Genomic DNA, 25843 nt, shown 5'->3' on the forward strand with positions numbered 1-25843 from the left:
CAGCGTGCCTTTCGTTCGGATCAGGACAGAAAATCGAGCCAGTCACGGCTCAGCGAGGACAAGTACTTGGGAAATCGGTCACGGTAACCCCGCGCTAGGTCCCTGTTGTGCGCACGCACACGTTCGACGTGAAGTTCATCATTGTCGAGCAGCACCACAGCCGCGAGCGGTTCCACCGTCGCACCACGGCGGATCTTCGCTTCCAGTGACGACGTCGACAGGAAAAGCCGAGGTAGCCCGTTGTGTGCGGCGTAGTCGATAGGGGCATAACAGGTGGTGACGAAATACGGGTACCCGTCTCTGCTCACCGCATCGTCCGCGCCGAAATACCGGCCGTGCAGGCTGTCGCCATGCCGGTAACATACGGCAACTGTGGCCAGCCTGCCATTTCGATGACACAGCAAGACTTTTGCGTGGTCGAGTAGGCCTACTCGGCGCTGGGCGGCAAAGACACGCAACATCCACACAACACCTTGGCCATTGCCGTATCTGCGGCGGGTAGCTGCGATCAGCGGTGCGATCGCGGCTTCGATCTCGGGTGTGAGATCGACCCATTCCAGGGTGAAGCCGGCGGCGGTGAAGTCCCGGAGCTCTCGTCGTCGCCGCTTGCGGTTGTGTCCGCCCGCATGCGCGACAAGGTCCGCGGTTCCGCGTGGGGGCACCGCGACCGTAGCCTCGGCGGAATGCAGCAGCACGTGCGCGGCGGGATGCGCGCGCCCGAGTTCTCTTGCGGCACTCACCGGGAGGTACGGCATCACCACCCCGGCCCGACCGTTCTCGCGGGCGTAATGGAGTGAACCGGCGAGCAGGTGCGACAACGTCGCCGACCGTTGCGGCCCAGCCGTGCAGACCAGGCCGTTGCGCACCGACCGACGGGCCCCGAGCCAGACGAACGGGCGCTGCCACGGGCCCGAAAGCTCCGGGAAGAATTCCGGTAAATAAAACAGCCCGGGCATCGGCTCGCCCTCCCAGAGGGCCGTCGCACCAGTGACCCGGTTACCGATGCTGACCGTGAGGACCGGACGCCGGCCTGCCGCCTCATCGAGATGTCGCAGCCAGGCGTGACTACAGAACAGATCGCCCGGCGGAACAAGGCCATCCCATTCGATCGCACTGATCGCGTCTACGGCTTCGACCCGGCGCGTTTCGATGGATGTGCACAGCATAGTTCTTCCCGAGCTACTAGCAGGTACCGCGATCGTAGGACATCCGACCCGCCGATGCTGGGTGGGCTGACCAGCACTCGTTCCACAATTTGGACATTCACACCTTCCACCGCCCGGGGTTCCCCAACACGGTTCGGATTGTCCAGTCAATATTCGGCATCCTGAACCGGCGACTTCCGCCTCTTGTCGGCGGTGTCGTCGGAATCGTGCCCAGCCTCCCGGGACAACACGATCATCGGAACACTCCCCGCGACCGCGAACCGATCCCGATGCGCCGCAACGTATATGGACTCGGACGCTTGCGCACCACCACCACGTCGTGGTGCTCATCGACCTCTATCAGTTCACGCAATGCAGGGAGAAATGCCTCCGGTAGTACGGGGCACGCACCGGACGACCTCGCAGCGCATCACCGATAGTCGGGCACTTTCTCCGCGGCCTCGGGTGCCATGATGCGTTCCGTACCCGCCATGGATTCCAGCAGCGGTAGGCGGGTGATCGTGTTGCGCACCGCCATGCCGATTCTCGACTTCGGCACCATCAACCGCAGATTGGGGCCGAGCTTGTGTTTGCGGTCGACGAGGGTGCGGCTGGTCTGCTCGTAGCGGCGGAATCCGATGTGGTGGTCGCCGCCGGAGGCCGCGAGCTCGCCGGCGAGGCGGTAGGCACCGATCAACGCCAGTTCGGCACCGGCGCCCGAGGCCGGGGACGCGCAGTACGCGGCATCACCGACCAGTGCAACCCTGCCCGCCGACCACGAGTCCATCCGAACCTGTCCGAGGGTATCGACATACAGTTCCGGATCTGCGAGTACGCCCTCGAGCAGTCGTGGTACGTGCCAAGCGGTTTCGGCGGCGAACTCAGCGGCCAACAGTTCTCGCGCCGCCCCTTGGTCGCGCAGGTCTATGTCGCGCCGCGGGCTACGGAACATGATGTATGCCTTGGCCTGTGCGTGATTGCCCGAACGGTAGATCCCGGCCATACGGCCGGGGGTGTTGAACACCGTCACCCACCGGTCGGGGCCCAGTGCCGAGTCGGTGTTACCGAAGGCGAAGTAGTGGTCCATGCGGTGCACCAAGTCGGACTCCGGGCCGAAGACCAGCCGCCGGACCGTCGAGTGCAGGCCATCGGCCCCGATCACCAGGTCGAATCGCCGCGCTGGTCCGTGTTCGAACGTGACAGTGACTCCGTCGGCATCCTGCTCGAGGGTCTGAATGCCGTTCCCGAAGACGTATTCGGCCGTGTCGGTGGTGATGTCCGTGTACCGGTATCTGAGACCGGCTTCCGATCGACCTGCCTCATGTGAGATATTTTTGAAACGACCTAGGGATGAATATCGCCGACGGGCGAGAGTCTGCACATTCAGGAATAGCGCACCCGCATCCCATCCATGAGCAAGGCGATGCCGCGATGTACTGCCGCAGGGCGATCCTCGTCGGGGCGGATGTAGATCTGCAAGGGTCATCGGCTCGCGAGATCGGCGGGGGTGATGTCCGGGCGGAGTGCGCCATCGGCGTGGGCTTGTTCCGTGAGACGTGCGATGAGTTCGGAGACGGCCGTGCCTGAGTCAGGTTCAGCGTGCCGGCGCCCACACCGGCGCGGTCGGCCACCTCCTTCATCGATACATCGAGGCCTTTGTCCCGGAATAGAACCAAGGCCGCCGCGACGATCTGGTCACGGTTGCCATGAGCGTCCGGGGACGGCATCGGCCGCAGGGTCCCCCTCCGAGCGTGTGTACCTGCCTCGAGCCTGCGATTACCGAGCCGACGCCGGGTGCTGTGACGCCGCAGCGGTCGGGCTGAGGTCGGCCCGCGTGAGCTGGTGTTGTGGCGGCTCGGGCAACACCACACACTCGGTGAGCATCAGGTCGGCATCAACGTGCACCAGTGTGCCCGGAACGAGGAGTCGCCACTCCGGATCGTCGTCTATCGGCTCACTCGCAAACACGATCGATGGTTGTCTATCGAGATGCTCCGACCGCGCGTGAATGCGCCAGGTCTGGAGATCGAAGTCCGCTGACTCGACCGGCTTGCGCCGATCGAGCAAGTACAGCTTATGGGGCTCTGGATACCGCAGCGCCCACATATCCGTCGCAGTGCTCAGCAACAGATTGACGGCATAGATCGGCACGTTCACCGCCAGCCAGTTCATTGCGTCCAGCAGTCCCGCCTCGACATCGCCCCCGGTTGCCCTGATCGAGGAAGTGACCAACGCGAATACCCGCTCGCTGTCGGTCTGCCCCAGCACTAGATCGGCGACGCGCAGCTCCGCGAGCCGTGCGTCGAGCACGTCCAGCCCGCCGACTACGCCGTTGTGCGCGAAGATCCGGTGGTCCTGCAAAAACGGGTGTGTGTTGCGAACATCGAGCGCACCGGTGGACGCGTACCGAACGTGGGCGATGAACGTCGTCCCCGTCATTTCATGGGCTTCGCAGGCGAATGCGGTGTCCTCCCACGCCGCGATCGGCTGCTTGCTCACCACCGGCTTGCCGTCACCGTTGAACACACCCAGGCCTGTGCCGTCGGGATTCCGCGCGCTTTGGACGGACAGATTGTCGGGCGCGTCCAGCAGCCAGAACGTCGCCGTCACCACGGCGCGTCCCGCGTGCAAGCCGAACAGGCGGCACATGCTGCCTACCGTACGCCCAGAGAGCGCTCTACTGCGGATTCCTGCAACTACCTCTGTGTGTGAAGGGTCGAACTGTTCGGTCGAGCGGATCGTCCCGGTGCGAAAGCCGTGGTCCAGCACGGCGTTGGCGCGGCGGATCGTGGTCACACCGGCCTCCGCCAGACCGATGTGGCGGATTTTGCCCCGACGGGTCACACGCTCGGCTGGCCGGCCTGGACCTGGATCATGCTCGCGGCCGCTGCCGCGCTCGGCGTCACGACATACCTCGTCGAGCAGCGGGCCGAGCGACGCGGCAAAGTACCCTGCTTCCGCCGTCGCTGCCACGCCTGCCGTCGATGTGGCGCGGCCTGGCAATGTGATCCTGCCGTTCACCGTCAAGGACGGCTTGTACGCCGCCTGACCGGTGGCGTGGCCATCCTGCCCATGGCAGTGTCGTGGTCGGTGTCCAGCTGGCGATCGTGGTGTTACTCGCGGTCAACAGCCGCACATCCCCCGCTTCACGACGGCCTAGCTATTGAGAAATAACTATGAATTGTTAAGTAGTACGATGAGGGCCGTGGGAGATGATCAAGCTGGGAATGGGCGGCGGCGCGCCTCGAACGCCTCCGACGACCTGTGGGCCGACTTCGCCGACCTGGTACTCATCATCTCCCGGGAGATCCAGTTCCGTGGCTACTCCAGCAAGGAGGCCGTGTCACTCTCGCCGTCCGAAGGGATCGTGATGCGCTATTTGCACCGCCACCCGGGCGCGATACCGAGCCGGATCGCGCACGCGTCCGGGTTGCAGCGCAGCAACCTCAGCACGGTGCTCCGCGGCTTGGAGGACAAAGGGGTCATCGAGCGCCGCAGCAGCGCGGAGGACGGTCGCGAGGTGAAGATCTATCCGACTGCCCGCGGAACGAGCAACTATGCATTGGTCCGCGCGGAGTGGGCCGGACTTGTCTCCGCGGCGGCCGGGGATGCCGCGGACCTCGGCTCGGCCGTGGCGCTGCTGCGCAGGGTCGAGGCCGGGCTCGTCGGGCACCGGCAAGGCGACGCTCCCTGATCCGCCCTGGAACGTCGAGCCGGAACGGCCTACCGACAAAGAAGGCGCCGGCGAGCACCTCCCAGCGGGTCCGACACCGACCGACTGATAGGAGCGCTCTCGCCGACATGATCGGCGAGGGCGCTCCTGCGTCAGACATTCAGTGCGAACGTTGCCGGACCGCGTTGTTGAACTGAGCGGTCCGGACGAACGCCAACGCGAGGACAGCGACCAGCGGCAGCACCGTGACCTGCCACATACCCGCCTGACGCCAGCCGAAGGCAGCTACGAGAGCGGTGAAGAGCAGACCGGAGAACGCGGCGAGCAGGTAGTAGCTGGTGACGAACAGTCCGGCACCGAGGCCGACCTGATTCGGCCGTACCGCCCGCTGCATCGCACTGCTGCTATTGGGGAACACGAAACCGGTACCGACGCCCATCAGGAATGCGAACACGCACTGCCAGCCGAGCGCGCCCTGCGCCTGATAGATGAGAATGCCGACCACCGAGATCCCGAGGTAGCTGCCGATCAGGAGGTTGCGCTGATCGACCCGGTCGCCGAGCCAACCACCCAGCAGACCCGCGACCCCGCCGAAGCCGACGAAGCTCAGGGCCAGCGCGGAATCGGCCCTTGTGTAGTGCAGCTGGTTGATCAGGAACGTCGGGTAGAGACCGAGAACTCCATAAATCACCACGCCACCGATCGCCGTGCTGATCGCCAACGCTATGGAGTTGCGGTTGTACGGAGACGCGGGCATGTAATCGAAGGTCGCGGTGCTGACCGTCGCTTCGACGACTCGCTCGGTCATCCGGCGGCTGACGGCGAACACAGCGATCAGTGCTACGACCAGACCGAACGAACCGAATACGACGAAGGGCGCTCGCCAGGTGTCATAAGTTGTCGCCAGATGGACACCGACGAGCGGGCCGAGGAAATTCCCGACCCCGAATGCGACGCCGAGTGCACCGAAAGCGAGACCGCGCCTGTGGTTGAAGAACGCACCGACCGCCGCAAATAGCGCAGCGGACTGCATGCCCTCGCCGAAGCCCGAGAAGATTCGGTAAGCCGACATATCGACCCAGTCGGACGCCAGTGTTGTCGCCAACGTGCCGAGCGAGTAAATCACGATGCTGACCACCATGACGGTCTTGCGGGAGAAGCGGTCCACCAGATATCCAGCCGGAAGTCCGGCCAATGCCATGCCCAGTGTGAAACCGGTGGCAAGCAGCCCGCCTTCCTGCAGCCCGAACCCGTACTCCGAACGAATGGTTGGCAGCAATGGCGCGAACACCTGCCGGTCCATGGCGTTGATCATGTACGACACCGCCATCACCGAGAACCCGGTCGCGACGACAAGTTCGGGCACCGAGGTTTGGCGGGGTCCCGCCATAGTAGGAACGGAAACATTGCCCGCGTCAGCGGGTGCTGCATTGATCATTGAGACTCCTGCGGAAAGGCCGCCGTAGGCCCTGATGGATTGCGAGAACGACCGAAAAACGGCACACGGCAACCCGGTTGCAACCGGATAGGTGGTGGTTCGCTGGAAACAATGACGGGCCGCGTCGCTGTCAACGGTCCGCCACACAGTCGTGGATGGCAGCCAGCATCAACTGTTGCGCGCGTCACGTCAAGAGCTGACGGCGAACTATTTCGGCGTCCGGCGGAAACACCTCCGCCGGACGCACGTTGGCAGACAACTCGCGCGTCAGAGATCTCTTGATTCGCCAAAGATATGTGCTATCGTTAGCATTCGCCGCACAGTCATCATCGTCGAGACCGAGAGGTGCGAATCAGAACGCGCAGAAGCCGCGTGGGGTTTCAGCGCGGCCCGGCCGACGCAGCAAGTCGACGGCCTTGAAGATCGGTGCGTTGGGCACCGGAAATTTCCTTGTCCCCCATGGCAAGCCGCACCTCGATGCGGTGGCCCGAATCGAATATTTCGCCGATTGCACCATGGAGCACGCGGCTCGGCGCGGCAGTTCACTTCCCACGCCTCCCGCGCCAGGTCTTGTGCGATCGCTAGCATTAGATTTTCCGCACAGCCTTCGGAAGATCGGGCAACCAGTGATCACCACCAGAGATATCGCCGAACACTTGCAGCTCTCCGTGTCGACGGTGGGGCGAGCACTGGCCGACGACCATCGCATCAGCGAGCAAACGAAATTCCGGGTCCGCCAGGCCGCCGCCGAGATGGGATACGTGGCGAACCGGGCCGCGCGAATGATGCGCGGCGCCGCCAGCAACGTGGTCGGCCTGGTGATTCCCGATATCCGGAACAGTTTCTACTCAACTATCGCCCATGAGCTGTCCAAAGACATGGAGACGCAGGGCTTCCAGCTCATACTGTCGGAAACAGATGACGACCGAATGGTGGAGTTGCGCCACCTGCGTGAGCTTTCCGCGAGTCGAGTGGCCGGCATCATCATCGTGCCGACCGCGCGCCCGCACAGTGAATCGGGCAAACTGCTCCAGACCATTCCCCATGTGCAGCTGCTGCGCAAGCATTCGTCGCTCGGGGCACAATGGTTCGGCGTGGACGACTTCGAGGCCATGCGGCAGGCCACGACTCATCTCGTCGAACAAGGACACACCCGGATCGGCTATGTCGGCGGCTCAGCCGAACTGCCCACCGGCGCGGAGCGCCTGAAAGGCTTTCGCAGCGCGCTCTCCGAAGGCCACCTGCCGAGCCGAGCCAGTCGTATAGAACTGGGTCCGCCGTCCTCCATCGAGCACGGGCGACAAGCGGTGCGCCGACTACTAACGGCGCGGTCGGCGCCGACCGCGATCGCGCTCGGATCGATCCAGCTCACGCTCGGCACCTTGGAAGAACTCCACCGAATGGGCGTACGCGTGCCTGGAGATCTGTCCGTCGTCGGCTTCGGCGACGAGCCGGGTTTTTCCTGGTGGGGACCGGGTCTCACCACGATAGGCCTGCCCATCCAGGCGGTGGCCGCGGGCTGCGGGCTGTGGCTCATGCGCCGATTGAGCACCAAGCCGGACGATGACACTCCGTACACCTCGGTGTCGCCCGGGGCACTGATCGTGCGGGGCAGTACCGCGCCTCCCGCAAATGTGCGCCGACCGCCGCGCCGGAAGGGCAGCTGAAAACCCGCCACACCGCGGTTGCGCGGCTGCCCTGTCACCATCGAGTGTGCCGGCGCCGGCCCAGCGCCGAGCGTTGAACGACAATCTCCAAGGGCGCGGACAACGATTCGGGAGCGTCCGGAGCAGCTTCTACCCCTTGACGCTATAGCAACATAGTTATATGGTCAGAATTACCATTTAGGGTCTACACCCTGGATTGATGCAATAAACGTGCGCGAGCCTCCTGGTAATCAGGGACGCCGCGATCGCCAGAACTACGCCACCCCAGACAGACGAAGGATCGCAGGCTCAGGGCGTCGCCCAATGCTATCGATAGCACGATCAAAGGATGCCGGTCGCAACCGAGTCGGCAGCGGGTAGACCCAGCAAAGGAGCTCGCGATGGCCACGATGCTGGACCACCCGCATACCACCGCGCGGAACCGACGACAACGCGCTCGCCCGTGTCGAACATCTCGGCCACGCAAGGACTCGAACACAGACAGAAGTCGACCCTTGCTTTTAAGTTATGTATCTATAATTATAGAATAATCATCATTGGGGCTATTTCTGCGAACTACTGTCCGACGTCAAGCGGGAACCGCCCGAAACACCGATTGGAGTACCACGCCCGATGTTGCCCCCCGTGAACCTCCGGCCGCCGTTCGACATCAGCCGGTCGAGCCATATCCGGTTGACCGTCGCCGATCTCGCCGAGAGCCGGAACTTCTATGTGAACGTGCTCGGCCTCGTCGTCACCGAAGAAAATAGTTCCGTCTGTTACCTGCGCGGGTTACAGGAGGCGTGTCATCACAGTCTGGTACTCGAGCAGGCGCCGGAAGGCGGCATCTGCCGCAGGATCGGATTCCGGGTGTTCTTCGATGAAGATCTCGACGTCGCCTACGACTACTTCCGCGAGCGGGAACTTCCGGCCGAATGGGTCGTCGCGCAACATCAGGGTCGGACTCTGCACGTGAGCGATCCCGTCGGGACGCCGCTGGAGCTGTGCGCGACCATGGAGACGCGGCCGCGGATGCACATCCAGTTCGAGGCGTTCAAGGGCGCACACGCCCAGCGGCTCGATCATTACCAGATCCTCGCTCCGGACACCTACCAGCTGTGCGCCTTCTACAGCGCACTCGGGTTCCGGAACTCGGAATACGTCACCCACGGCGAGACCCTCCTCGGTGCGTTCATGTACCGGAAGGGCACCTGCCTCGATCTGGCCATCGTCACCGGCGAGGGCCCCCGGATGCATCACTTCGCCTACACCGTCTCCGAAAGCCGCGACATCTTCACCGCGTGCGACTTCGCCGGCAATCTCGGCTACGGCGACTCGGTGGAACGCGGCCCTGGCCGGCATGGGCCGGGCGGCATGCTCTTCGTCTACCTCCGCGACCCCGACGGACATCGGGTCGAGGTGTTCAACAGCCACTACCAGACCATCGATATCGAGACCGAGCCGGTGCGGTGGGACGCGGCGGCACTCAGCACCAACGCCCGGTGGGGTCTTCCCGCACTCGAGCAGTGGTACTTCGAGGCGTCGGAATTCGACGACGTCGTGCAGAAGGCGCCCGAAACCCCGCAGAACCCGCTGACGCTCGAACGCTTCCTGCTCGAGCAACGCGCGAACTGACCTAGCGCAGATCCAGGAGAACCACCATGGCAAGAGTCCCCTACCTCTCCCGCGCGGACGCCACCGCAGACACCGAAGCACTGTGGGATCGCCTCGAGGTGGAACGAAAGGTGCCGACCGCCAACATCTTTGCTGCCCTGGCGAACGCACCCGCACTGCTCGACGCGTTCCTGTCCTACGCCAATGCGCTCAGGGACGGCTCGGAACTGAGCCCGAAACTCCGCGAGCTCGCGATCCTGACGGTCGGCCATGCCACCCGGTCGCGGTACGAGATCGCGCACCACCAGTCCCATGCCCACAAGGCCGGTGTCACGCCGGAGCAGTTGGCCGCAGTCGCCGACTTCGAGAACTCCGATCTCTTCGACGAGGCCGAACGTGCCGTGATGCGGCTCGCCGAAGAGTCCACCGCGGCAGTCGAGGTCACGGACAAGCGTTGGGCCGAAGCCTCGGCGCACCTCAGCGACAAGCAGATGGTCGAACTCGCGCTGACCATCGCCTGGTACAACTCCGGGGTCCGCATCATGGGAATGCTCGACATCGACCTCGAGGACAGCTACCCGGGCTAGGACCACCGCCCACTTCGCCGCGATCTTTACCGGGCCGACCGGCCCCGCCCTCCCAGAATCGGAATAGAAGGAGCACCACCAATGGCGTTGATGCGCGCGGCCCGGCTGCATGCGATCGGCGAGCCGATGTCGATCGATGAGATCGAAGTGCCGAAACCCCGACCAACAGACGTTCTCGTGCGGGTGGAGGCCTGCGGGATCGTGCCGAATATGGCCAACGTGATCAGCAACTGGCCCACTTGGTTTCCCCAGCAGCCGCTAGCCGCACTCCCCGCGATCTTCGGACTGGACGCCGCAGGAATCGTCGAGGAAGTCGGCGAGGCGGTGATCAGGACCAGGCCAGGCGACCGGGTGTACGTCAACCCCCTGCGCTCATGCGGGAGCTGCTACTCCTGCCGAGGCGGTCAGCTCAGCCGGTGCCGCTACTTCACCCTCAACGGCTACTTCAGCACTTCACCCGATGGTCAGAAGATCTTCGACCTCTACCCTTACGGGGGTTTCGCGGAATACATGACCGCGCCTCAGCAATCGCTGGTGAAGCTGCCGGACAACATCTCCTTCGAGCAGGCGGGTCGGCTCGGCTACATCGGAACGTCCTACGGCGCCCTTCGCATGGCCGATGCGGGACCCGGCATGGTGGGCCTGATCGACGGAGTCACTGGAACGCTGGGCGTTGCGGCGACAGTGCTTTCACTGGCCCTAGGGGTAGCGAAAGTGCTCGGCACCGGGCGAGACAAGGAACTGCTACACCGGGTCAAGTCGTTGGCGCCAGACCGGATCGAGATTCTCGAACTCGGCGACAAGCCCTCAGGCGAGTGGGCGAAAGCGCTGACCGACGGCGAAGGCGCCGACTTCGTGATCAGCGCGCTCGGCGCCCGGGCCTCGGCGGAAACGATGCTGGATTCGATTCAGGGCGTCCGTCGCGGCGGGAAAGTCGTCAACGTGGGCGGGGTGGCCGACCGGGTACCGGTGGACATGAAGTGGCTGATGGACGAGCAGGTGCAGCTCATCGGCTCGAACTGGTTCAGCACCGCACAGGGCCAAGAACTGGCGCACATGGTCGAGACCGGCACGCTCGACCTCGCCTATCTCGAACACGAGCGGTTTCCCCTGACAGAGGTCAACCACGCGATCTCCGGGCTGAAGGACCGCCGCGGCGGTTTCAGCAACTACGTCGTCATTCCCTGAACAAGCCGTGGTCAGGAGGCCGGGCCGAACTCGGACATGGCCTCTCGCCGCGGGATTTCGCCGCAATGTCAAACGAAGGTCTAGCCATGCCAGCAACACTGCAAGTCGTCATCGCGAGCACGCGGCCGGGACGCGCCGGCAAACCGATCGGGGACTGGTTCGCCCAGCAATGCCGCCTGGACGGGCGTTTCACGATCGAGGTCACCGACCTCGCCGAACTTGCCCTGCCCATGATGGACGAACCGCATAATCCCCGAGCGCGGAACTACGTCCACGAACACACGCGCTCGTGGAGCAGCACCGTCGACGCGTGCGACGCCGTAGTGTTCGTGATGCCTGAGTACAACCATGGCTTTCCCGCTCCGCTGAAGAACGCGCTCGACTACCTGCATGACGAGTGGGCGTTCAAGCCGGCCGGATTCGTCAGCTACGGGGGACTCTCCGGCGGGATGCGAGCCGTCCAGTTGCTCAAACCCGTCCTGACCGCCCTTCGGATGCTGCCGCTGACCGATCAGGTCGCACTGTCGAACTTCGCGCAGTACCTCGTGGACGGCGTGTTCGACCCGGGGAAGCCGGCCGCCGCGGCGTGCACGGCGCTCCTCGACGAACTCTCCCGCACCACCGTCGCGCTCGCTCGCCTGCGCCCGCCGGTCGCATAGTGGTCGGTTCGGAAACTTCTCGTTGCCTGATCACAGGGCCGGGAGGCCACTTCCGGGCTTCCGGAAAGCGCTCTCTCCGTTGGTAGAGAGCGCTCTTCGCCGTGGGTCAGTCGCCGATCCCGGTGAGGACGAAAGCGACTGTCGCCGGCCGGTCCGTCTTGTTCCGCCACGCGTGCCTACCGGCAATCTGGACGATCGTGTCGCCGCGGGTGAGCCGGGTCCGCGTGCCGTCGTCCAGTTCGAGCCAGATCTCACCGTCGAGCACCACACCGTAGTCGAGGCTCGGCGTGCGGTGCATGCCCGGCACGGCGGGATCCGAGGCCTCGGCGATGTCCGGTGCGTAGGTGGCGAACTCGGCGCCGGCACGCGCGGCGTCGAAGCGCGGGTCGGCGACCACCGAATCGGGCGCATACTGCACGATCACGAAGCTCGCTCCCCCAGGGCCGGGAACGACCGGACCTGTGTTGCTTGTCGGCTCGCTCCCGGGAGGTGTCGTCGCCGGAGACCCGGCGGTGAACCAGACGCGGGCTTGCGCCTGACCGGGCATGGACTCGAAGTCGTGGCTGTTCGGGACGACGCCGTCGGACAAAAGAACTGACTGCCCTCGCGCATCATTCCCAGCCACTACCCGCCGCACTTTCACTGCTTCACTCCTTGATCATGCCATCGATAGCACTACAGGCTAGTGCACCCCTGTCGATTTTGCTGCCGATTTCGTGCACATTCTTAAAAATCAGAGAGTTACAGCTAGAGTTTCAGAGGTCGAGAGTGCTATCGTTAGCACATGGCAGCGCATTGGAAGGCGGACACCGCGGAGATGGCAAGCCGCGGCGGATTCGACTCGGATGGCGATGCGGCCCCGGCGGGCATCGTGCTGGCACAGGCAAGCCGAGGCGACAGCGAGTCGATGCCGTGGCTGGTCGCGAACGGACGTGCATTGCCGCTGCGCGAGTGGGCCGACGAGTGGCCATTCGGGCGAACCGGATCACTCACCGAACTTCTCGAGCACTGGCCGGATCACGAATCCGGCCTGCGCGACCTGACTACTCGCTCGCAGACCAGGGACCTCATCCTCGCCCGTGGCGACGATATCGGCTCGTTGCTCGTGCGACCACCGATGCGGCCCCGGCAAATGTTCTGCGCAATCGGCAACTATGTCCGCCAGGTCGTGGAAGCCGCCGCGGACGCCGGTGACGGCGCCGACGGGCCGGGCGCTCCCGCACGGCGGGCGTCCGCACTGGAAGCACTGCACCGCCGGGGCCGGACCGGCGAGCCCTACGTCTGCCTGACCAGTTCCGAGCGAGTCGGCAGTCCCATCGGCAACCTGTCGATCGCGCCCGGCGTCGAGACCCTCGACTGGGAAGTCGAGATCGCGGTCGTTTTCGGCGCGCCTGCCCGCCGGATCTCCCCGGGGACCGCGGCGAGCGTCATCGCCGGATACTGCGTTGCGAACGATCTGACCGTCCGTTCCCGGGTGGTGCGCGAAGATCTACCGAGCCTCGGCAGCGACTGGATCCAGAGCAAGGGCATGCCGGGTTCGCTGCCGCTCGGGCCGTGGTTCGTGCCCGCATGGCAGGTTCCCGACCCACCGCGGCTGCGCCTCCAGTTGTCCGTCAACGGCATCGTGATGCAGAACGACACCGCTGAGGACATGCTGTTCGGTATCGAGCACCAAATCGCGTACCTCGCCCGGCACACGAGCCTACGGCCGGGCGACGTCCTGTGCACCGGTTCGCCGGCTGGGTTCGGCGTCCACCATGGACGGTTCCTCGCCGCCGGCGATGTAGTGACCGCGCAGGTGTCAGGGCTCGGCGAGCAACGCCTGGTCTGCGTCGCGGAGGAACTCCCAGAGGCGCGTGTCGCCCCACGACAAGCAACCGAGAAAGAACACATGCGATGACCGAGGACCGGAGCAACACGGTGTTGCTGACCGATCGAGCGTGGCCCGACGACAGCGTGGAGCGCGCGGTCATCGAATCCGCCGGTTTCCGGCTGGTCAGCGGACCGCCGGAACCGGCGCCCGCCGCCGCGATCGAAGCGCTGGTGGCACAGCATCAGCCAGCGGCGATACTCACCTGCTGGGCACCGGTGTCGGCTGCCGCCGTCGCCGACGCCACGGCGCTTCGGGTCGTCGCCCGCATGGGCGTCGGTCTCGACAACATCGCGGTAGCCGCCGCGACCGACCACGGCGTGCTGGTGACCAACGTTCCCGACTATTGCGTCGAAGAGGTGTCCGATCACGCGGTCGGGCTGGTGCTGGCCTGGACGCGAGGACTGGTCGGCGCCGACCGTGAGGTGCGGGCCGGGCGCTGGGACCCGACCGGTGCCCGGCTGCGGCGGCTGTCCACTCTGACCTGCGGTGTGGTCGGGTTCGGGCGGATCGGCAGAGCGAGCGCGGCGAAGCTTCGCGCGCTGGGCGCCCGTGTCCTGGTCAGCGATCCTTCTGCTACGAATACCGGCAGTGTGCCGGTCGTCGAGTTCGACGAACTGCTTGCCGGCAGCGACGTCGTGGTGCTGCACGCGCCGCTGACGGGCGCGACGCGCCACCTCATCGGTGCCCGCGAATTGGCACTCATGCGGCCCGGGGCGCTGCTGGTCAACGTCAGCCGCGGCGGCTTGGTCGACACCGAAGCCCTGGTCGCATCGCTGCAGGCCGGCCACCTCGGCGGCGCCGGCCTCGACGTGCTCGAAGAGGAACCTTCGGTGCCCGCTGAACTTCTGGAGCACCCTGGCGTGGTGATCACCCCGCACATCGCGTTCTCCTCGGACGCCTCGGTCGTCGAACTCCGCCGCAGCGCAGCGGAGGAAGTCGTCCGGGTGTTGTGCGGCGAAACACCGCGTTATCCCTGTAACCAACCTTCGACAATCCCGGATGGAGTGCCGTTATGAGCGTGATCAGCAGCGTGCGCGGCCGACAGGTGCTCGACTCCCGTGGACGACCCACGGTCGAGGTCGAGCTGGTCCTGAAAGACGGCGTTGTCGCCCGCGCCTCGGTGCCGTCCGGTGCGTCCACCGGCACGCATGAAGCGCATGAGCTTCGCGATGGTGACGGAGCGTTCTTCAACGGCTTGGGCGTGCTGTCCGCGGTAGCGCATGTCAACGGGGAGATCGCTGGCGCACTGCGTGGGCACGACGTGATGGATCAGCGGGGTTGCGACTCTTTGCTGCGCGAACTAGACGGCACGCCCGGGCTCTCCCGGCTCGGCGCGAACGCCGTACTAGGCACCTCACTGGCGATCTGCCGAGCATCCGCGAACGTATCCAGGCAGCCGCTCTACCGGCGGATCGCCGAACTCGCCGGTGTGGCCGAGCCAGTACTGCCCATGCCGATGGTGAACATCCTGTCCGGCGGTTTGCATGCCGGACGCGGGATGGACGTCCAGGACTTTCTTGCCGTGCCGATCGCGGCGACCTCGATGCTGGAGGCGATCCGGCTCGTCGCGCAGGTCCGCGACGCTGCGACAGTAGTGTGTGCCGAACGCGGCCTGCCGACGCTGCTCGCCGACGAAGGCGGCGTGAGCCCCGGCTGCCGCACCGGACGGGCTGCGCTCGAATTGCTCATGGCCTCGATCGAACGCGCCGAACTCGTGCCGGGTGTGGATGTCGCGATCGCGATCGATGTCGCGGCCACGTCCCTGTACGACGGCACGACCGGGGACTACCACTTGCGCAGGGAAGGGCGCCGGGTCAGTGCGGCGGAAATGATCGATATCATTTCGTCCTGGGTCGACGACTTCCCGATCGTGTCCATCGAAGACGCGCTGGACGAGGAAGACTGGGACGGATGGCACACGCTGACGGCGCGGCTCGGAGATCGGGTGCGGCTCATCGGAGACGACTTGTTCACGACCAACCCGTATCGCCTGTCTCAGGGCATCGCAAAGGGGTGCGCTACGGGTGTCCTCGTGAAAGTCAACCAGAATGGGACACTCACCGGCGCGCTCGAGGTTGTTTCCGCGGCCGAAGCCGCCGACTACGTTTCGGTGGTGTCGGCGCGCTCAGGTGAGACCGAGGACGACTTCCTCGCTGATCTCGCGGTCGGCACCGCCGCGGGGCAGATCAAGGTCGGGTCGGTACGTTCGTCGGAACGACTGGCCAAGTACAACCAGCTGATTCGTATCGCGGAGGATAGCGGCTTGGGATTCAGCCCGCTCCCGCTGCCCGGTTCGTTTTCCGCCGCCGAGTTGACCCCATGACCTCATCAGACTCTCGCACGGGAGTACACGAGTTCCTGCGCAGGCAAGGATTATTGCGCGCCGGGGAGTACGCGGAGCTGACTCCGGTGACCGGCGGGGTCTCATCGGATTTGTGGAAAGCGGACCTGCCCACCAGGACAATATGTGTCAAAGGAGCTCTGGCACAGCTCGAGGTCGCGCACGAGTGGCTCGCACCCGTCTCGCGAAACCAGGTCGAGTACGACTGGCTACGGTTCGCCGCCCGAGTGTGCCCGGGTCACGTACCGCGGGTAATCGCCCATGACGCCGAGGCGGGCTTGTTCGCGATGGAATTCCTGCCGCCGGAACGCTACCCGGTGTGGAAGGCAGAGCTGCTCGGCGGGAACGTGGACGTTCCGGCCGCGCGAGCGGTCGGAGACCTCGTCGGCCGACTGCACTCAGCTAGCGCCGCTGATTCGCGGAGCGCGCTTCGATTCGACACCGATGACAACTTCGACGCCTTGCGCATCGAGCCGTTCCTGCGGTTCACCGGAGAAACGCACTCAGATCTGCGGGAACGGTTCACCGAACTGGCCAAGACGACGACAAGCACGCATCTCGCCGTCGTGCACGGCGATGTCAGTCCGAAGAACATTCTGCTCGGTCCCGATGGCCCAGTGCTGTTGGACGCAGAGTGCGCGTGGTTCGGCGACCCGGCCTTCGACGTCGCCTTCTGCCTCAATCACCTGCTCATCAAATCGGTCAAGCTGCCGCGGCACGCCGCCGAACTGCGCGCTGCGGCGCAAACGCTGACCGAAGCGCACGCACGCCATATCGATTGGGAATCACCGACCGCGTTCGGCAAGCGCGTGACGGCACTGCTGCCGGCGCTCGCGCTGGCCCGCATCGATGGCATGTCCCCGGTGGAGTATCTCGATACGGCTCAACGCCGCGAAGTCCGGAAAGTCGGCCGGGCGCTGCTCGCCGATCCCGCACCGGCCGTCGACCAACTGCTCGACCGGTGGGCAATGGCCAGCTCGCTCCCTAGCGGCACCTAGTGAAGAGACAACTCACCATGACATTTTCCCTCGCGACGATCTGTGTCGACGACTCGCCGACCCCAGTACTCAGCATGGACGGCAGGCATTACCGGATCGCCGACCTCGCACCGGAAGTTCTCGCACCGAATCCCTCGGCCGGGCTGATGACGGTGTTCGCGCACTGGACAGACACCGAACCGGTTTTGCTGCGTGCTGCCCGCGACCTCACCGATGGTGCGCTGACATGCGCCGAAGTCAACGCGCCGGGCCGACTCGAGGACTGGCTGACACCGTTGCGCTACCCCAGCAAGGTCATCTGCACCGGCGCGAACTACTACGACCATATGACGCAGGACGGCGGACACACCGACTTCACCAAGGAAGACAACATCCCGGTCTTCTTCCTCAAACCGCCCACCACAACCCTCGTCGGCCAGGGCAGGTCGGTGCGTTATCCGGTTCAGTCGAGCACATTCGACTACGAACTCGAGCTGGCGTTCGTGATCGGCAAGCGCGGCAGGCGCATCGCGGTCGAGGAGGCTCGCGACTACGTCGCCGGATACACCATCGGCCTCGATCTGTCGGCGCGCGACTGGCAGCGCCATCCGAAACATCTGGCCAAGTTCGACCTGTTCGGAGGCAAGGCGTTCGACGACAGCTGCCCCCTGGGCCCAGGTATCGTGCCGGCGCGGTTCGTCGATGAGGGAAACTTGCAGCTTCGGTTCCACCTCAACGGCGAACTCCGGCAGAACGCCAACACCAAAGACATGATTTGGCCGGTACCGGAACTCGTCGCCCGGATCAGCGAGCATGTCACGCTCGAACCAGGAGATGTCGTGCTCACCGGCACTCCGGCCGGCGTGGGGCTGTCGACCGGCGGGTGGACCGAGGTCGGCGATCACCTCGTCGGCGAAATCTCCGGGCTGGGGTCGCTGCACGTGGAGATCATCGAGGATTCTCCGGATACCCTGGGAAAATCGATGACACGGTGACGGTCTGCGGGTAGTCGGCAGCCTCGATACAGTCGAGCAACAGCGCGGGGTTCTACGGCCATCGCAGCAGGGCGATTCAGTCACCGGCTTCCAGGATCGCCGTCAGCACCCGCAACGCGCGGTTCCGGTGGTCGTCGAGTTCGGCGACCACCTCGGCGACGGCACGGCGGCGGACGGCATCGAGAATTTTTTCGTGCGCATCCACAGTGGTGGCCCGCTCCTCGGGCGAGTTGTAGTACATCGCCCGGTACGCCTCGGTGGAGTCCCAGAGCAGCCGGATCAGACGCATCGTGTGCGGATGATCCGGCGACTCCAGCATGCCGAAATGGAACCGGCGGTTCGCCGCCAGCTCGGCCGCGACGTCACCGCGCCCAGCCGCCTCGGCACACTCGCGCGCGGCCAGCTCGATCCGCTCCACGGCATCGTCGTCCAAAGTGGGCAGTGCCCAGCGCACCGCCCGCTCTTCCAGCAGCTGCCGCAACGCGTAGATCTCCGCGAGGTCCCCGGCGCGCAACTCTGTGATGAAGTAGCCGCGCCGAGGCCGGTATACCACTTGGCCCTCCTGCTCGAGCGCGCGCAACGCTTCGCGCACCGGAGCCACGCTGACACCCAGACTTTCGGCGATCTCCTCCTGCAGGACTCGCTGTCCCGGGCGGAACTCCCCTGCCACGATCGCCCGGCGCAGCCCGTCGAGTGCGTGCTGGGCCGTCGTTCCCGGACCGTCCTGGCGCAATATCATCGCCGCGACTCTAGCGGTAGCCGCCGCTACCGGAAAGCCTGGATCCCGGTCAGGGCGCCCCCGATCACCAAGGCGTGCACATCGGCGGTGCCCTCGTAGGTAACCACAGACTCGAGATTGGCCATGTGCCGGATAACCGGGTACTCCAACGTGATTCCGTTCGCGCCGAGCATCTGCCGGGCAGTGCGGGCGACCTCCAGTGCGGCGTTGACGTTGCCCAGCTTGCCCATGCTGACCTGCTCTGGTTGCAGCCGTCCGGCATCCTTGAGCCGGCCGAGCTGCAGCGCCAGCAAGGTGGCCCGGTTGACCTCCAGGGCCATCGCCGCCAGCTTCTGCTGCTGGATCTGGAAGGAGGCGATCGGCTTCCCGAACTGGACCCGAGTAGTGCTGTAGTCCACGGCGGCCTCCAGGCAGGCCCGCGCCGCACCGGCCGCCCCCCACACGATGCCGTAGCGGGCCTCGTTCAGTGATGACAGCGGACCGCGCAACGAGGTCGCCTCGGGCAACATCGCCGAGGCGGGCAGCCGTACCTCATCGAGGATCAGCTCCGAGGTGACCGACGCGCGCAGAGACAGCTTCTTGTGGATGTCCAGGGTGGTGAAGCCCTTCGTGCCCTTGGGCACAAGAAATCCCCGGATTCCCTCGTCCGTGCGCGCCCAGACCACGGCGACATCGGCGAGCGAGCCGTTGGTGATCCACATCTTCTGGCCGCGCAGGATCCAGTCTTCGCCATCGCGGCGAGCGTAGGTGCGCATCGATCCGGGATCCGACCCGGAGTCCGGTTCGGTCAGCCCGAAACAGCCGACCGCCTCGCCGGCGGCCATTCGTGGCAGCCACTCCTGCTTCTGCTGTTCCGATCCCCACCGGTGGATCGCGAACATCGCCAGCGAGCCCTGCACCGACACCATGCTGCGGATCCCGCTGTCGCCTGCCTCGAGCTCGAGACAGGCCAGACCGTAGGCCGTCGCGCTCGTCCCGGCGCAGCCATAGCCCTCCAGGTGCATCCCCAGCACACCGAGTTTGCCCAACTCGCTGATCAGTTCGCGAGGCACTCGTCCCTCCTCGAACCAGTCCCCGACCATCGGCACCACACGGCTCCGAACAAACGCCCGGACCGTGTCACGGATGTCTCGTTCCTCGTCGGAGAGCATCGTGTCGATGGAAAGAAAATCTTGTAGGGCTGCTGCAGCGAGCATTAGGGCCTCCTTGACGTTGGGCTGATCCACAGCCTACCGTATGAATCTTATATTTTCGAAAATCGAAGATTCGAGGTAGTTCATGTCCGAAGCTCTTCGTAACCTGCGGGTTCTCGACTTCTCGCGGATCCTGGCCGGGCCATTCGCGACGATGCAGCTCGCCGATTTCGGTGCCACGGTGACCAAGGTCGAACGCCCCGGCACCGGCGATGACACCCGTTCCTGGGGGCCGCCTTACGATGAGCGCGGGCAGGCTACCTACTTTCAGGCGGTCAACCGCAACAAGGACAGCATCGTCCTCGACCTGACCGACAAGCACGATCTCGACGAGGCCCGGAAGCTCGCCACCGGCGCCGATGTCGTCGTCGAGAACTTCCGCCCTGGCCTGATGGCGGAGTTCGGACTCGACTACGACCAGCTCCGGCCGGCCAACCCCGGGCTCGTCTACTGCTCGATCACCGGCTTCGGCCGTGGCCCCGGAGCCGGGCTCCCCGGCTATGACCTGCTGATTCAGGCCCTCGGTGGGCTGATGAGCGTCACCGGGGCCACCGACGGCGAGCCCCAGAAGGTCGGGGTCGCCGTCGTCGACGTCCTAGCCGGCCTGTTCGCCGCCACCGGCATCCTGACCGCACTCCACCATCGGAACGCCACCGGCGAGGGCCAGCGGGTCGACGTCGACCTGCTGTCCTGTCTGCTCGCGGCCTTGGTCAACCAGGCCAGCGCCTACACCTCGGCTGGCGAGGTGCCGACCCGGATGGGTAACCGGCATCCCAGCATCGCCCCGTACGAGCTGCTTTCCTGCGCCGACAGCGACCTCGTCCTCGCCGTCGGCAACGACCGCCAGTTCACTGCGCTGTGCGATGTGCTCGGCGCACCGCACCTCGCGGACGACCCGAGGTTCGCTACCAACTCCGCCCGCGTCCAGCACCGGGACCGACTGCGTGCCGAGCTGGAACGCCGCCTCGTCTCGGGCACGGCCGCCGGCTGGGCTGCTGCGCTGGCGCGGGTACGTGTCCCGGCAGGCACCGTCAACGACATCGCCGGAGCCTTCGATCTCGCGACCGGACTCGGCCTGGACCCCCTCGTCCAACTCCCCCGCGAGGACGGCGGTGCCGTCTCGTTGTGCCGTAACCCCATCAACCTCTCGTCGACCCCGGCCGTCTACCGATCGGCACCACCACCGCTGCTTGGCACGAAGAACAGATGAGCCGATACGGCAACAGGCGGCCCTGCTTTTCCGCAGCCCGTGCCTCGGCGCACTCTCCCGCACCCACGTGCCAGCGGAAGCCGTGGCGGTGGCCGTCATCAGGCGGTCGTCTCCGCACGGCCGGCGACCGGGAGGGTGGCCGGTGATCGGCCGAACCCCGCTCATTATCGGCGACACCACCACCGAGCCTTTGTCGGACTATCAACCGGGCGACGCGTTCCGGTTCTACCCGATTGGAGCCGACGACTGCTCCCGCTGACCTGGCCCCTGGGTTATCGGGACGATTTTGCTTCGACCTTCGCGGACCTCGGGATGAGACATGGCTTGGACCGACAACCCCGTACCTGGGCCGGTCTCGATCAGAATCGAGCTACGGTGGGCGAGTAAATCCGACAGCGCATCCCAGAACAGCACAGGATGTGCGATCTGTGCCGCCCAGAATCCCGGATCCTTCGCCTCGTCGGCGCGCAGTCGCTGTCCGGTCCTACCCGACCAGATCGGTATTTTCGGCTCGTGCAGTCGCTCGGCCGCGATGGACCGCTCGAACACGGTGGCGGCGTGGGCCATGCACGGACTGTGCCACGGTTGTCGGGCTGGCACCGACATCGTGATGAACCCGCGCTCGCACAGCATCGATTCCGCCGTATGCACATCCGGGTCCGGGCCCGCGACGATGGTGCGGCGGGGTCCGTTCACCGCGGCGACTGTGACCCCGGCCCGCACCCATTCCGCGCGCAGTTGCGCCGAGACGACGGCCGGATCTGCCGCGACCGCGAACATGCCGCCCGGCGGCACGAGGTCCAGCGCGCGCGATCGGGCAGCCATGATCCGTGCGGCCGAATGCGCATCGAAAACCCCCGCGACTGTAGCGGCGGCCAGTTCACCGACACTGTGGCCGAGCAGCGCGTCGACATTCGCTCCGGCCTGGATCAGCATGGTGGCAAAGGCGTACTCGATCGCGAAAATCAGGGGCTGCGCGACCCGACCATCATCGAGATCGGCCTCCGGGTCATCGGAAAGCCAGCGCTGCTTGGGCTCGACCCCTTCTTCGGACATCAGCGCGAGGAACTCATCGATCGTCGCAGCGAATTCCGGCTGGTGATGGTAGGTGTCCAGCGCCATGCCGGTGTGCTGGCTGCCTTGCCCTGGTAGCAGCAAGGTGATCGGCTGCTCGGTCATGGGCGCTCCCTGGGTCGCGTATCTGTCGAGGCAGCGATTATGGTCCCCGCCATCTGCGCGGAAGAAGTCGGCCTCGCGGAGCGTGCACCGGCGCCGCCCACCTAGTACTTCCCTGGACCTACCTCGACATAGTGGGTGGCGCTCAATGATGCCATGGTCAGCATGGTGTCCACCAAACGCACGTGCTGAACCCCGACTGGCACCGCGACCACCCGCTCCGCCGTGTTCGTCGACTCGATCAGCTCGATGAGTCTGTCGATCGCGGCAATTCGGTCCGACACCACCGCTTGACGCGGGTCGCTTCCCGCTGTCCGATGCTTCCGTGGCACATAACTGCTCGACGGCTGAGACGTCGGGTCCCCAGCATCTTTCGGACGATTCGAGGGTCAGCTCGGCGATTACACCGTGAACCCGAGGGCGCGCAGCTGTTCGCGACCGTCCTCGGTGATCTTGTCCGGGCCCCACGGGGGTATCCAGACCCAATTGATCTTCAGGTCCTCCACCAATCCGCTGCGGACCAGCGCGTTGCGCGACTGATCCTCGATGACGTCGGTGAGCGGGCAAGCCGCGGAGGTGAGGGTCATGTCGAGGACGGCGGTGTTGTCCTCCTCGACGCGCAGACCGTAAACCAGGCCCAGATCGACGACGTTGATGCCGAGTTCCGGGTCGACGACGTCGCGCATCGCCTCTTCGAGGTCCTCGAGCTGCTTGATGTCCTCGGCGGACAGCTCGACCTCCTCGGCCGTGTCGACCTGCTCGACCGTGTCGACCTGCTCGACCGTGTCGGTGGCCGGTGTGTCGCTCATGACGCTTCCCCGTTTCCCATCGGACGCTTCGCTTCTTCCCTGATGCCATCCACGGCGTTCTCGGGGCCGATCCGGATCACGGCGTCCTTGAACGCCATCCACCCGAGCAACGCGCACTTCACCCGAGCCGGATACTTGGAAACTCCCGCGAGGGCGATCCCGTCGCCGATCACCTCCTCATCGCCTTCGACAGTGCCACGGCTGGAGATCATCTCGCTGTAGGAGTCGACGACCTTCAGTGCCTGCTGCACCGGAAGACCGATCACCTGTTCGGTGAGGATGGAGGTGGCGGCCTGGCTGATCGAGCAGCCCTGTCCGTCATAGGAGACGTCGGCGACGTCTCCGTTGTCATCGAGCCGCACGCGCAGGGTCACCTCGTCACCACAGGTGGGGTTCACGTGGTGCACCTCGGCACCGTAAGGCTCCCGCAGCCCGCGGTGGTGCGGGTGCTTGTAGTGGTCCAGGATCACTTCCTGGTACATCTGCTCCATGCGCATGTTCTATGCAACTCCGAAGAACGTCTGGGCCTTCCGCACTGCGGTGACCAGCGCGTCCACTTCGTCGAGGGTGTTGTAGGCCGCGAACGACGCGCGCGCGGTAGCCGGAATCCTCAGCCGGCGCATGAGCGGCCACGCGCAATGGTGACCGACGCGAACCGCGACGCCTTCGTCGTCTAGAATCTGCCCGACATCGTGCGCGTGGATGCCGTCGACCACGAAGGACACGGCACCGCCGCGATCCACGTTCTCGGTCGGACCGACGATGCGGACGCCGTCGATCGCGCCGAGACCCTCGAGCGCCGCACCGACGAGCGTGTGCTCATGCGCGGCTACCGCTTCCATGCCGATGTCTTCCAGATACCGTACGGCGGCGCCCAATCCGACTACCTGTGAGGTCATCGGCACACCGGCCTCGAACCGCTGCGGCGGCGGCGCGTAGGTGCTGCGCTCCATGGTGACTGTCTCGATCATCGAGCCACCAGAGATGAACGGTGGAGTCTCCTCCAGCAGCGCCCGGCGGCCGTACAGCACGCCGACACCGGAAGGTCCGAACATCTTGTGCCCGGAGAACGCAGCTAAGTCGATGCCGAGCTCGCGGAAGTCGACCGGCATGTGCGGCACCGACTGGCAGGCGTCCAGCACTGTCAGCGCGCCGACGGACTGCGCCCGACGGACCAACTCGGCGACATCGGTGATCGCGCCCGTGACATTGGACTGGTGGGTGAAGGCGACAACCTTGGTAGCGGGCGACAATTCGAGGGAAGCCAGGTCGATCCGGCCGTCGTCGGTGATCCCGAACCATTTCAGCGTCGCACCGGTGCGACGCGCGAGTTCCTGCCAGGGAACGAGATTCGCGTGATGCTCCAGCTCGGTGATGACGATCTCGTCACCCGGGCCGACGTGGTACGGGAACCGGCTGTCGCCGAACGAGTAGGTCACCAGGTTCAGCGATTCGGTGGCGTTCTTGGTGAACACGATCTCGCCCGCGTCGACACCGACGAACCGCGCGATATCGGCCCGCGCGCCCTCGTAGGCGTCGGTCGCCTCCTCGGCGAGCTGGTGCGCACCGCGGTGCACCGCCGAATTACTGGTGACAAGGAAGGCCCGTTCCGCCTCGAGCACGTCCAACGGCCGCTGCGAAGTCGCGCCGGAGTCCAAGTACACCAACGGTTTCCCGTCCCGAACCGTACGGCTCAGGATCGGGAAGTCGGCCCGGATACGGGCGACGTCGAGGGTGCGGACCGTAGCGGTCATGTCAAGCTCCAGCGGTAGCGGACTGGGGGACGGCAGTCGGCGAAGCCGACGAGGTGGGTGAGTTTTGCGTGAAACGGACGTAGCCGTTGGCGTCGAGTTCTTCGGCGAGTTCGGCGCCGCCCTCGGCGACGATGCGCCCACCGACGAACACGTGCACGAACTGCGGCTGGATGTACCGCAGAATGCGGGTGTAGTGCGTGATCAGAAGGACGCCTCCATTTTCCCGCTCTTTATAACGGTTCACCCCCTCGGAGACGACGCGCAGCGCGTCGACGTCCAAGCCGGAGTCGGTCTCGTCCAGGATGGCGATCTTCGGCTTGAGCAGACCCAGCTGCAGGATTTCGTGGCGCTTCTTCTCACCACCGGAGAAGCCCTCGTTCACGCTGCGATCGGCGAAGGCGGCGTCGATCTCCAACTCGCTCATCGACTCCTTCACCTCCTTGACCCAGTGCCGCAGCTTCGGGGCCTCGCCGCGCACGGCGGTGGCGGCGGTGCGCAGAAAGTTCGACATCGAGACACCGGGGACCTCGACGGGGTATTGCATGGCCAGGAAAAGCCCGGCTCGTGCGCGCTCGTCGATGGACATCTCCAGGACATTCTCGCCGTCGAGGGTGATCGAACCCCGGGTCACCGTGTACTTCGGGTGCCCGGCGATCGCGTACGACAGGGTCGACTTGCCGGAACCGTTGGGGCCCATGATGGCATGCGTCTCACCGGATTTCACCGTGAGGTTCACACCATTCAGGATCTTGATGGGCTCACCGGACTCGTCCGGGTTGGCGACCTCGGCGTGCAAGTCCTTGATTTCCAGGGTGGTCATCGAATT

26 protein-coding genes are annotated in these 25843 nt (G+C 65.3%); 12 read left to right on the forward strand and 14 right to left on the reverse strand.

Translation table 11 applies throughout. The features are described 5' to 3' along the window. Positions 1-20: 20 nt before the first annotated feature. From OH799_RS10580 to OH799_RS10595, 4 genes are all read right to left on the reverse strand, one after another. Positions 21-1166, reverse strand: a complete 1146-nt coding sequence (locus tag OH799_RS10580; RefSeq protein WP_406278613.1) for a peptidogalycan biosysnthesis protein — start codon at positions 1164-1166, stop codon at positions 21-23. A gap of 409 nt (positions 1167-1575) precedes the next feature. Further along, positions 1576-2526, reverse strand: a complete 951-nt coding sequence (locus OH799_RS10585; protein WP_406278616.1) for an FAD-dependent monooxygenase — start codon at positions 2524-2526, stop codon at positions 1576-1578. Next, positions 2465-2872 carry a TetR family transcriptional regulator gene (locus OH799_RS10590; RefSeq protein WP_406278619.1) on the reverse strand — a complete coding sequence of 136 codons (408 nt, stop codon included), beginning with the start codon at positions 2870-2872 and terminating at the stop codon, positions 2465-2467. The genes OH799_RS10585 and OH799_RS10590 overlap by 62 nt, the downstream gene beginning before the upstream one ends. A gap of 49 nt (positions 2873-2921) precedes the next feature. Then, positions 2922-3794 (reverse strand): class II glutamine amidotransferase, encoded by an 873-nt coding sequence (locus OH799_RS10595; protein WP_406281973.1) that lies wholly within the window; start codon positions 3792-3794, stop codon positions 2922-2924. 547 nt (positions 3795-4341) lie between these two features. Here OH799_RS10595 and OH799_RS10600 point away from each other — a divergent pair. Continuing rightward, complete coding sequence (locus OH799_RS10600; protein ID WP_406278622.1) at positions 4342-4839, forward strand: MarR family winged helix-turn-helix transcriptional regulator; 498 nt, start codon at positions 4342-4344, stop codon at positions 4837-4839. A 139-nt stretch (positions 4840-4978) separates the two neighbouring features. Here OH799_RS10600 and OH799_RS10605 read toward each other — a convergent pair whose 3' ends face one another. Beyond that, on the reverse strand, positions 4979-6256 hold the full coding sequence (locus OH799_RS10605) for an MFS transporter (RefSeq protein ID WP_406278625.1): 1278 nt from the start codon (positions 6254-6256) through the stop codon (positions 4979-4981). A gap of 626 nt (positions 6257-6882) precedes the next feature. On the opposite strand from OH799_RS10605, the gene OH799_RS10610 reads away from it, so the two are divergent. The 5 genes from OH799_RS10610 to OH799_RS10630 all read left to right on the forward strand — a co-directional run bounded on the left by OH799_RS10610 (position 6883) and on the right by OH799_RS10630 (position 11950). Then, complete coding sequence (locus OH799_RS10610; RefSeq protein ID WP_406278628.1) at positions 6883-7923, forward strand: LacI family DNA-binding transcriptional regulator; 1041 nt, start codon at positions 6883-6885, stop codon at positions 7921-7923. A gap of 624 nt (positions 7924-8547) precedes the next feature. Then, positions 8548-9537, forward strand: a complete 990-nt coding sequence (locus tag OH799_RS10615) for a VOC family protein (RefSeq protein ID WP_406278631.1) — start codon at positions 8548-8550, stop codon at positions 9535-9537. A gap of 26 nt (positions 9538-9563) precedes the next feature. Next, complete coding sequence (locus OH799_RS10620; protein ID WP_406278634.1) at positions 9564-10103, forward strand: carboxymuconolactone decarboxylase family protein; 540 nt, start codon at positions 9564-9566, stop codon at positions 10101-10103. A gap of 81 nt (positions 10104-10184) precedes the next feature. Next, positions 10185-11291: an alcohol dehydrogenase catalytic domain-containing protein gene (locus tag OH799_RS10625; protein WP_406278637.1), complete on the forward strand. Its 1107-nt coding sequence runs from the start codon at positions 10185-10187 to the stop codon at positions 11289-11291. A gap of 86 nt (positions 11292-11377) precedes the next feature. Further along, entirely contained in the window at positions 11378-11950 is a 573-nt protein-coding gene (locus tag OH799_RS10630) for an NAD(P)H-dependent oxidoreductase (RefSeq protein ID WP_357261548.1), read from the forward strand. A 106-nt stretch (positions 11951-12056) separates the two neighbouring features. On the opposite strand, the gene OH799_RS10635 is transcribed toward OH799_RS10630, so the two are convergent. Beyond that, positions 12057-12374, reverse strand: coding sequence for a cupin domain-containing protein (locus OH799_RS10635; protein ID WP_357261545.1), 318 nt, complete (start codon positions 12372-12374; stop codon positions 12057-12059). A 360-nt stretch (positions 12375-12734) separates the two neighbouring features. Between OH799_RS10635 and OH799_RS10640 the strand changes: the two genes are divergently transcribed. From OH799_RS10640 to OH799_RS10660, 5 genes are read left to right on the forward strand one after another with little or no spacing between them, the layout of a single operon-like run. Continuing rightward, entirely contained in the window at positions 12735-13850 is a 1116-nt protein-coding gene (locus OH799_RS10640) for a fumarylacetoacetate hydrolase family protein (protein ID WP_406278641.1), read from the forward strand. Then, a complete protein-coding gene (locus OH799_RS10645; RefSeq protein WP_406278644.1) occupies positions 13847-14839 on the forward strand; it encodes a C-terminal binding protein in 993 nt (330 codons plus the stop codon). Before OH799_RS10640 ends, OH799_RS10645 begins: the two co-directional genes overlap by 4 nt. Further along, complete coding sequence (gene eno / locus OH799_RS10650; protein WP_406278647.1) at positions 14836-16146, forward strand: phosphopyruvate hydratase; 1311 nt, start codon at positions 14836-14838, stop codon at positions 16144-16146. Before OH799_RS10645 ends, eno begins: the two co-directional genes overlap by 4 nt. Beyond that, positions 16143-17162, forward strand: coding sequence for a phosphotransferase family protein (locus OH799_RS10655; protein WP_406278650.1), 1020 nt, complete (start codon positions 16143-16145; stop codon positions 17160-17162). Before eno ends, OH799_RS10655 begins: the two co-directional genes overlap by 4 nt. A 17-nt stretch (positions 17163-17179) precedes the next feature. Further along, positions 17180-18136, forward strand: a complete 957-nt coding sequence (locus OH799_RS10660) for a fumarylacetoacetate hydrolase family protein (RefSeq protein ID WP_406278653.1) — start codon at positions 17180-17182, stop codon at positions 18134-18136. 76 nt (positions 18137-18212) lie between these two features. On the opposite strand, the gene OH799_RS10665 is transcribed toward OH799_RS10660, so the two are convergent. Together OH799_RS10665 and OH799_RS10670 are read right to left on the reverse strand one after the other, a co-directional pair. Continuing rightward, the gene (locus OH799_RS10665; RefSeq protein WP_406278657.1) at positions 18213-18875 is read right to left on the reverse strand and encodes a GntR family transcriptional regulator; all 663 of its coding nucleotides are present in this window, start codon (positions 18873-18875) and stop codon (positions 18213-18215) included. Between the two features lie 26 nt (positions 18876-18901). Then, positions 18902-20071, reverse strand: a complete 1170-nt coding sequence (locus tag OH799_RS10670; protein ID WP_406278660.1) for an acyl-CoA dehydrogenase family protein — start codon at positions 20069-20071, stop codon at positions 18902-18904. Between the two features lie 82 nt (positions 20072-20153). Here OH799_RS10670 and OH799_RS10675 point away from each other — a divergent pair, with 82 nt between their 5' ends. Beyond that, positions 20154-21278: a CaiB/BaiF CoA transferase family protein gene (locus OH799_RS10675; RefSeq protein WP_406278663.1), complete on the forward strand. Its 1125-nt coding sequence runs from the start codon at positions 20154-20156 to the stop codon at positions 21276-21278. Between the two features lie 225 nt (positions 21279-21503). Here the strand turns inward: OH799_RS10675 and OH799_RS10680 are convergent, their stop codons facing one another. From OH799_RS10680 to sufC, 6 genes are all read right to left on the reverse strand, one after another. Beyond that, complete coding sequence (locus tag OH799_RS10680; RefSeq protein ID WP_406278666.1) at positions 21504-22457, reverse strand: acyltransferase domain-containing protein; 954 nt, start codon at positions 22455-22457, stop codon at positions 21504-21506. 101 nt (positions 22458-22558) lie between these two features. Beyond that, complete coding sequence (locus tag OH799_RS10685) at positions 22559-22741, reverse strand: hypothetical protein (RefSeq protein WP_406278669.1); 183 nt, start codon at positions 22739-22741, stop codon at positions 22559-22561. A 114-nt stretch (positions 22742-22855) separates the two neighbouring features. Next, positions 22856-23263, reverse strand: a complete 408-nt coding sequence (locus OH799_RS10690) for a metal-sulfur cluster assembly factor (RefSeq protein ID WP_406278672.1) — start codon at positions 23261-23263, stop codon at positions 22856-22858. Beyond that, a complete protein-coding gene (gene sufU / locus OH799_RS10695) occupies positions 23260-23760 on the reverse strand; it encodes a Fe-S cluster assembly sulfur transfer protein SufU (RefSeq protein ID WP_406278675.1) in 501 nt (166 codons plus the stop codon). The genes OH799_RS10690 and sufU overlap by 4 nt, the downstream gene beginning before the upstream one ends. A 3-nt stretch (positions 23761-23763) precedes the next feature. Next, positions 23764-25017: a cysteine desulfurase gene (locus OH799_RS10700; protein WP_406278678.1), complete on the reverse strand. Its 1254-nt coding sequence runs from the start codon at positions 25015-25017 to the stop codon at positions 23764-23766. A gap of 1 nt (position 25018) precedes the next feature. Further along, on the reverse strand, positions 25019-25837 hold the full coding sequence (sufC, locus tag OH799_RS10705; RefSeq protein WP_357261505.1) for a Fe-S cluster assembly ATPase SufC: 819 nt from the start codon (positions 25835-25837) through the stop codon (positions 25019-25021). Positions 25838-25843 lie beyond the last annotated feature (6 nt).

The organism is Nocardia sp. NBC_00881 (assembly GCF_045207455.1).
In the GTDB taxonomy this organism is placed as follows: Bacteria; Actinomycetota; Actinomycetes; order Mycobacteriales; family Mycobacteriaceae; genus Nocardia.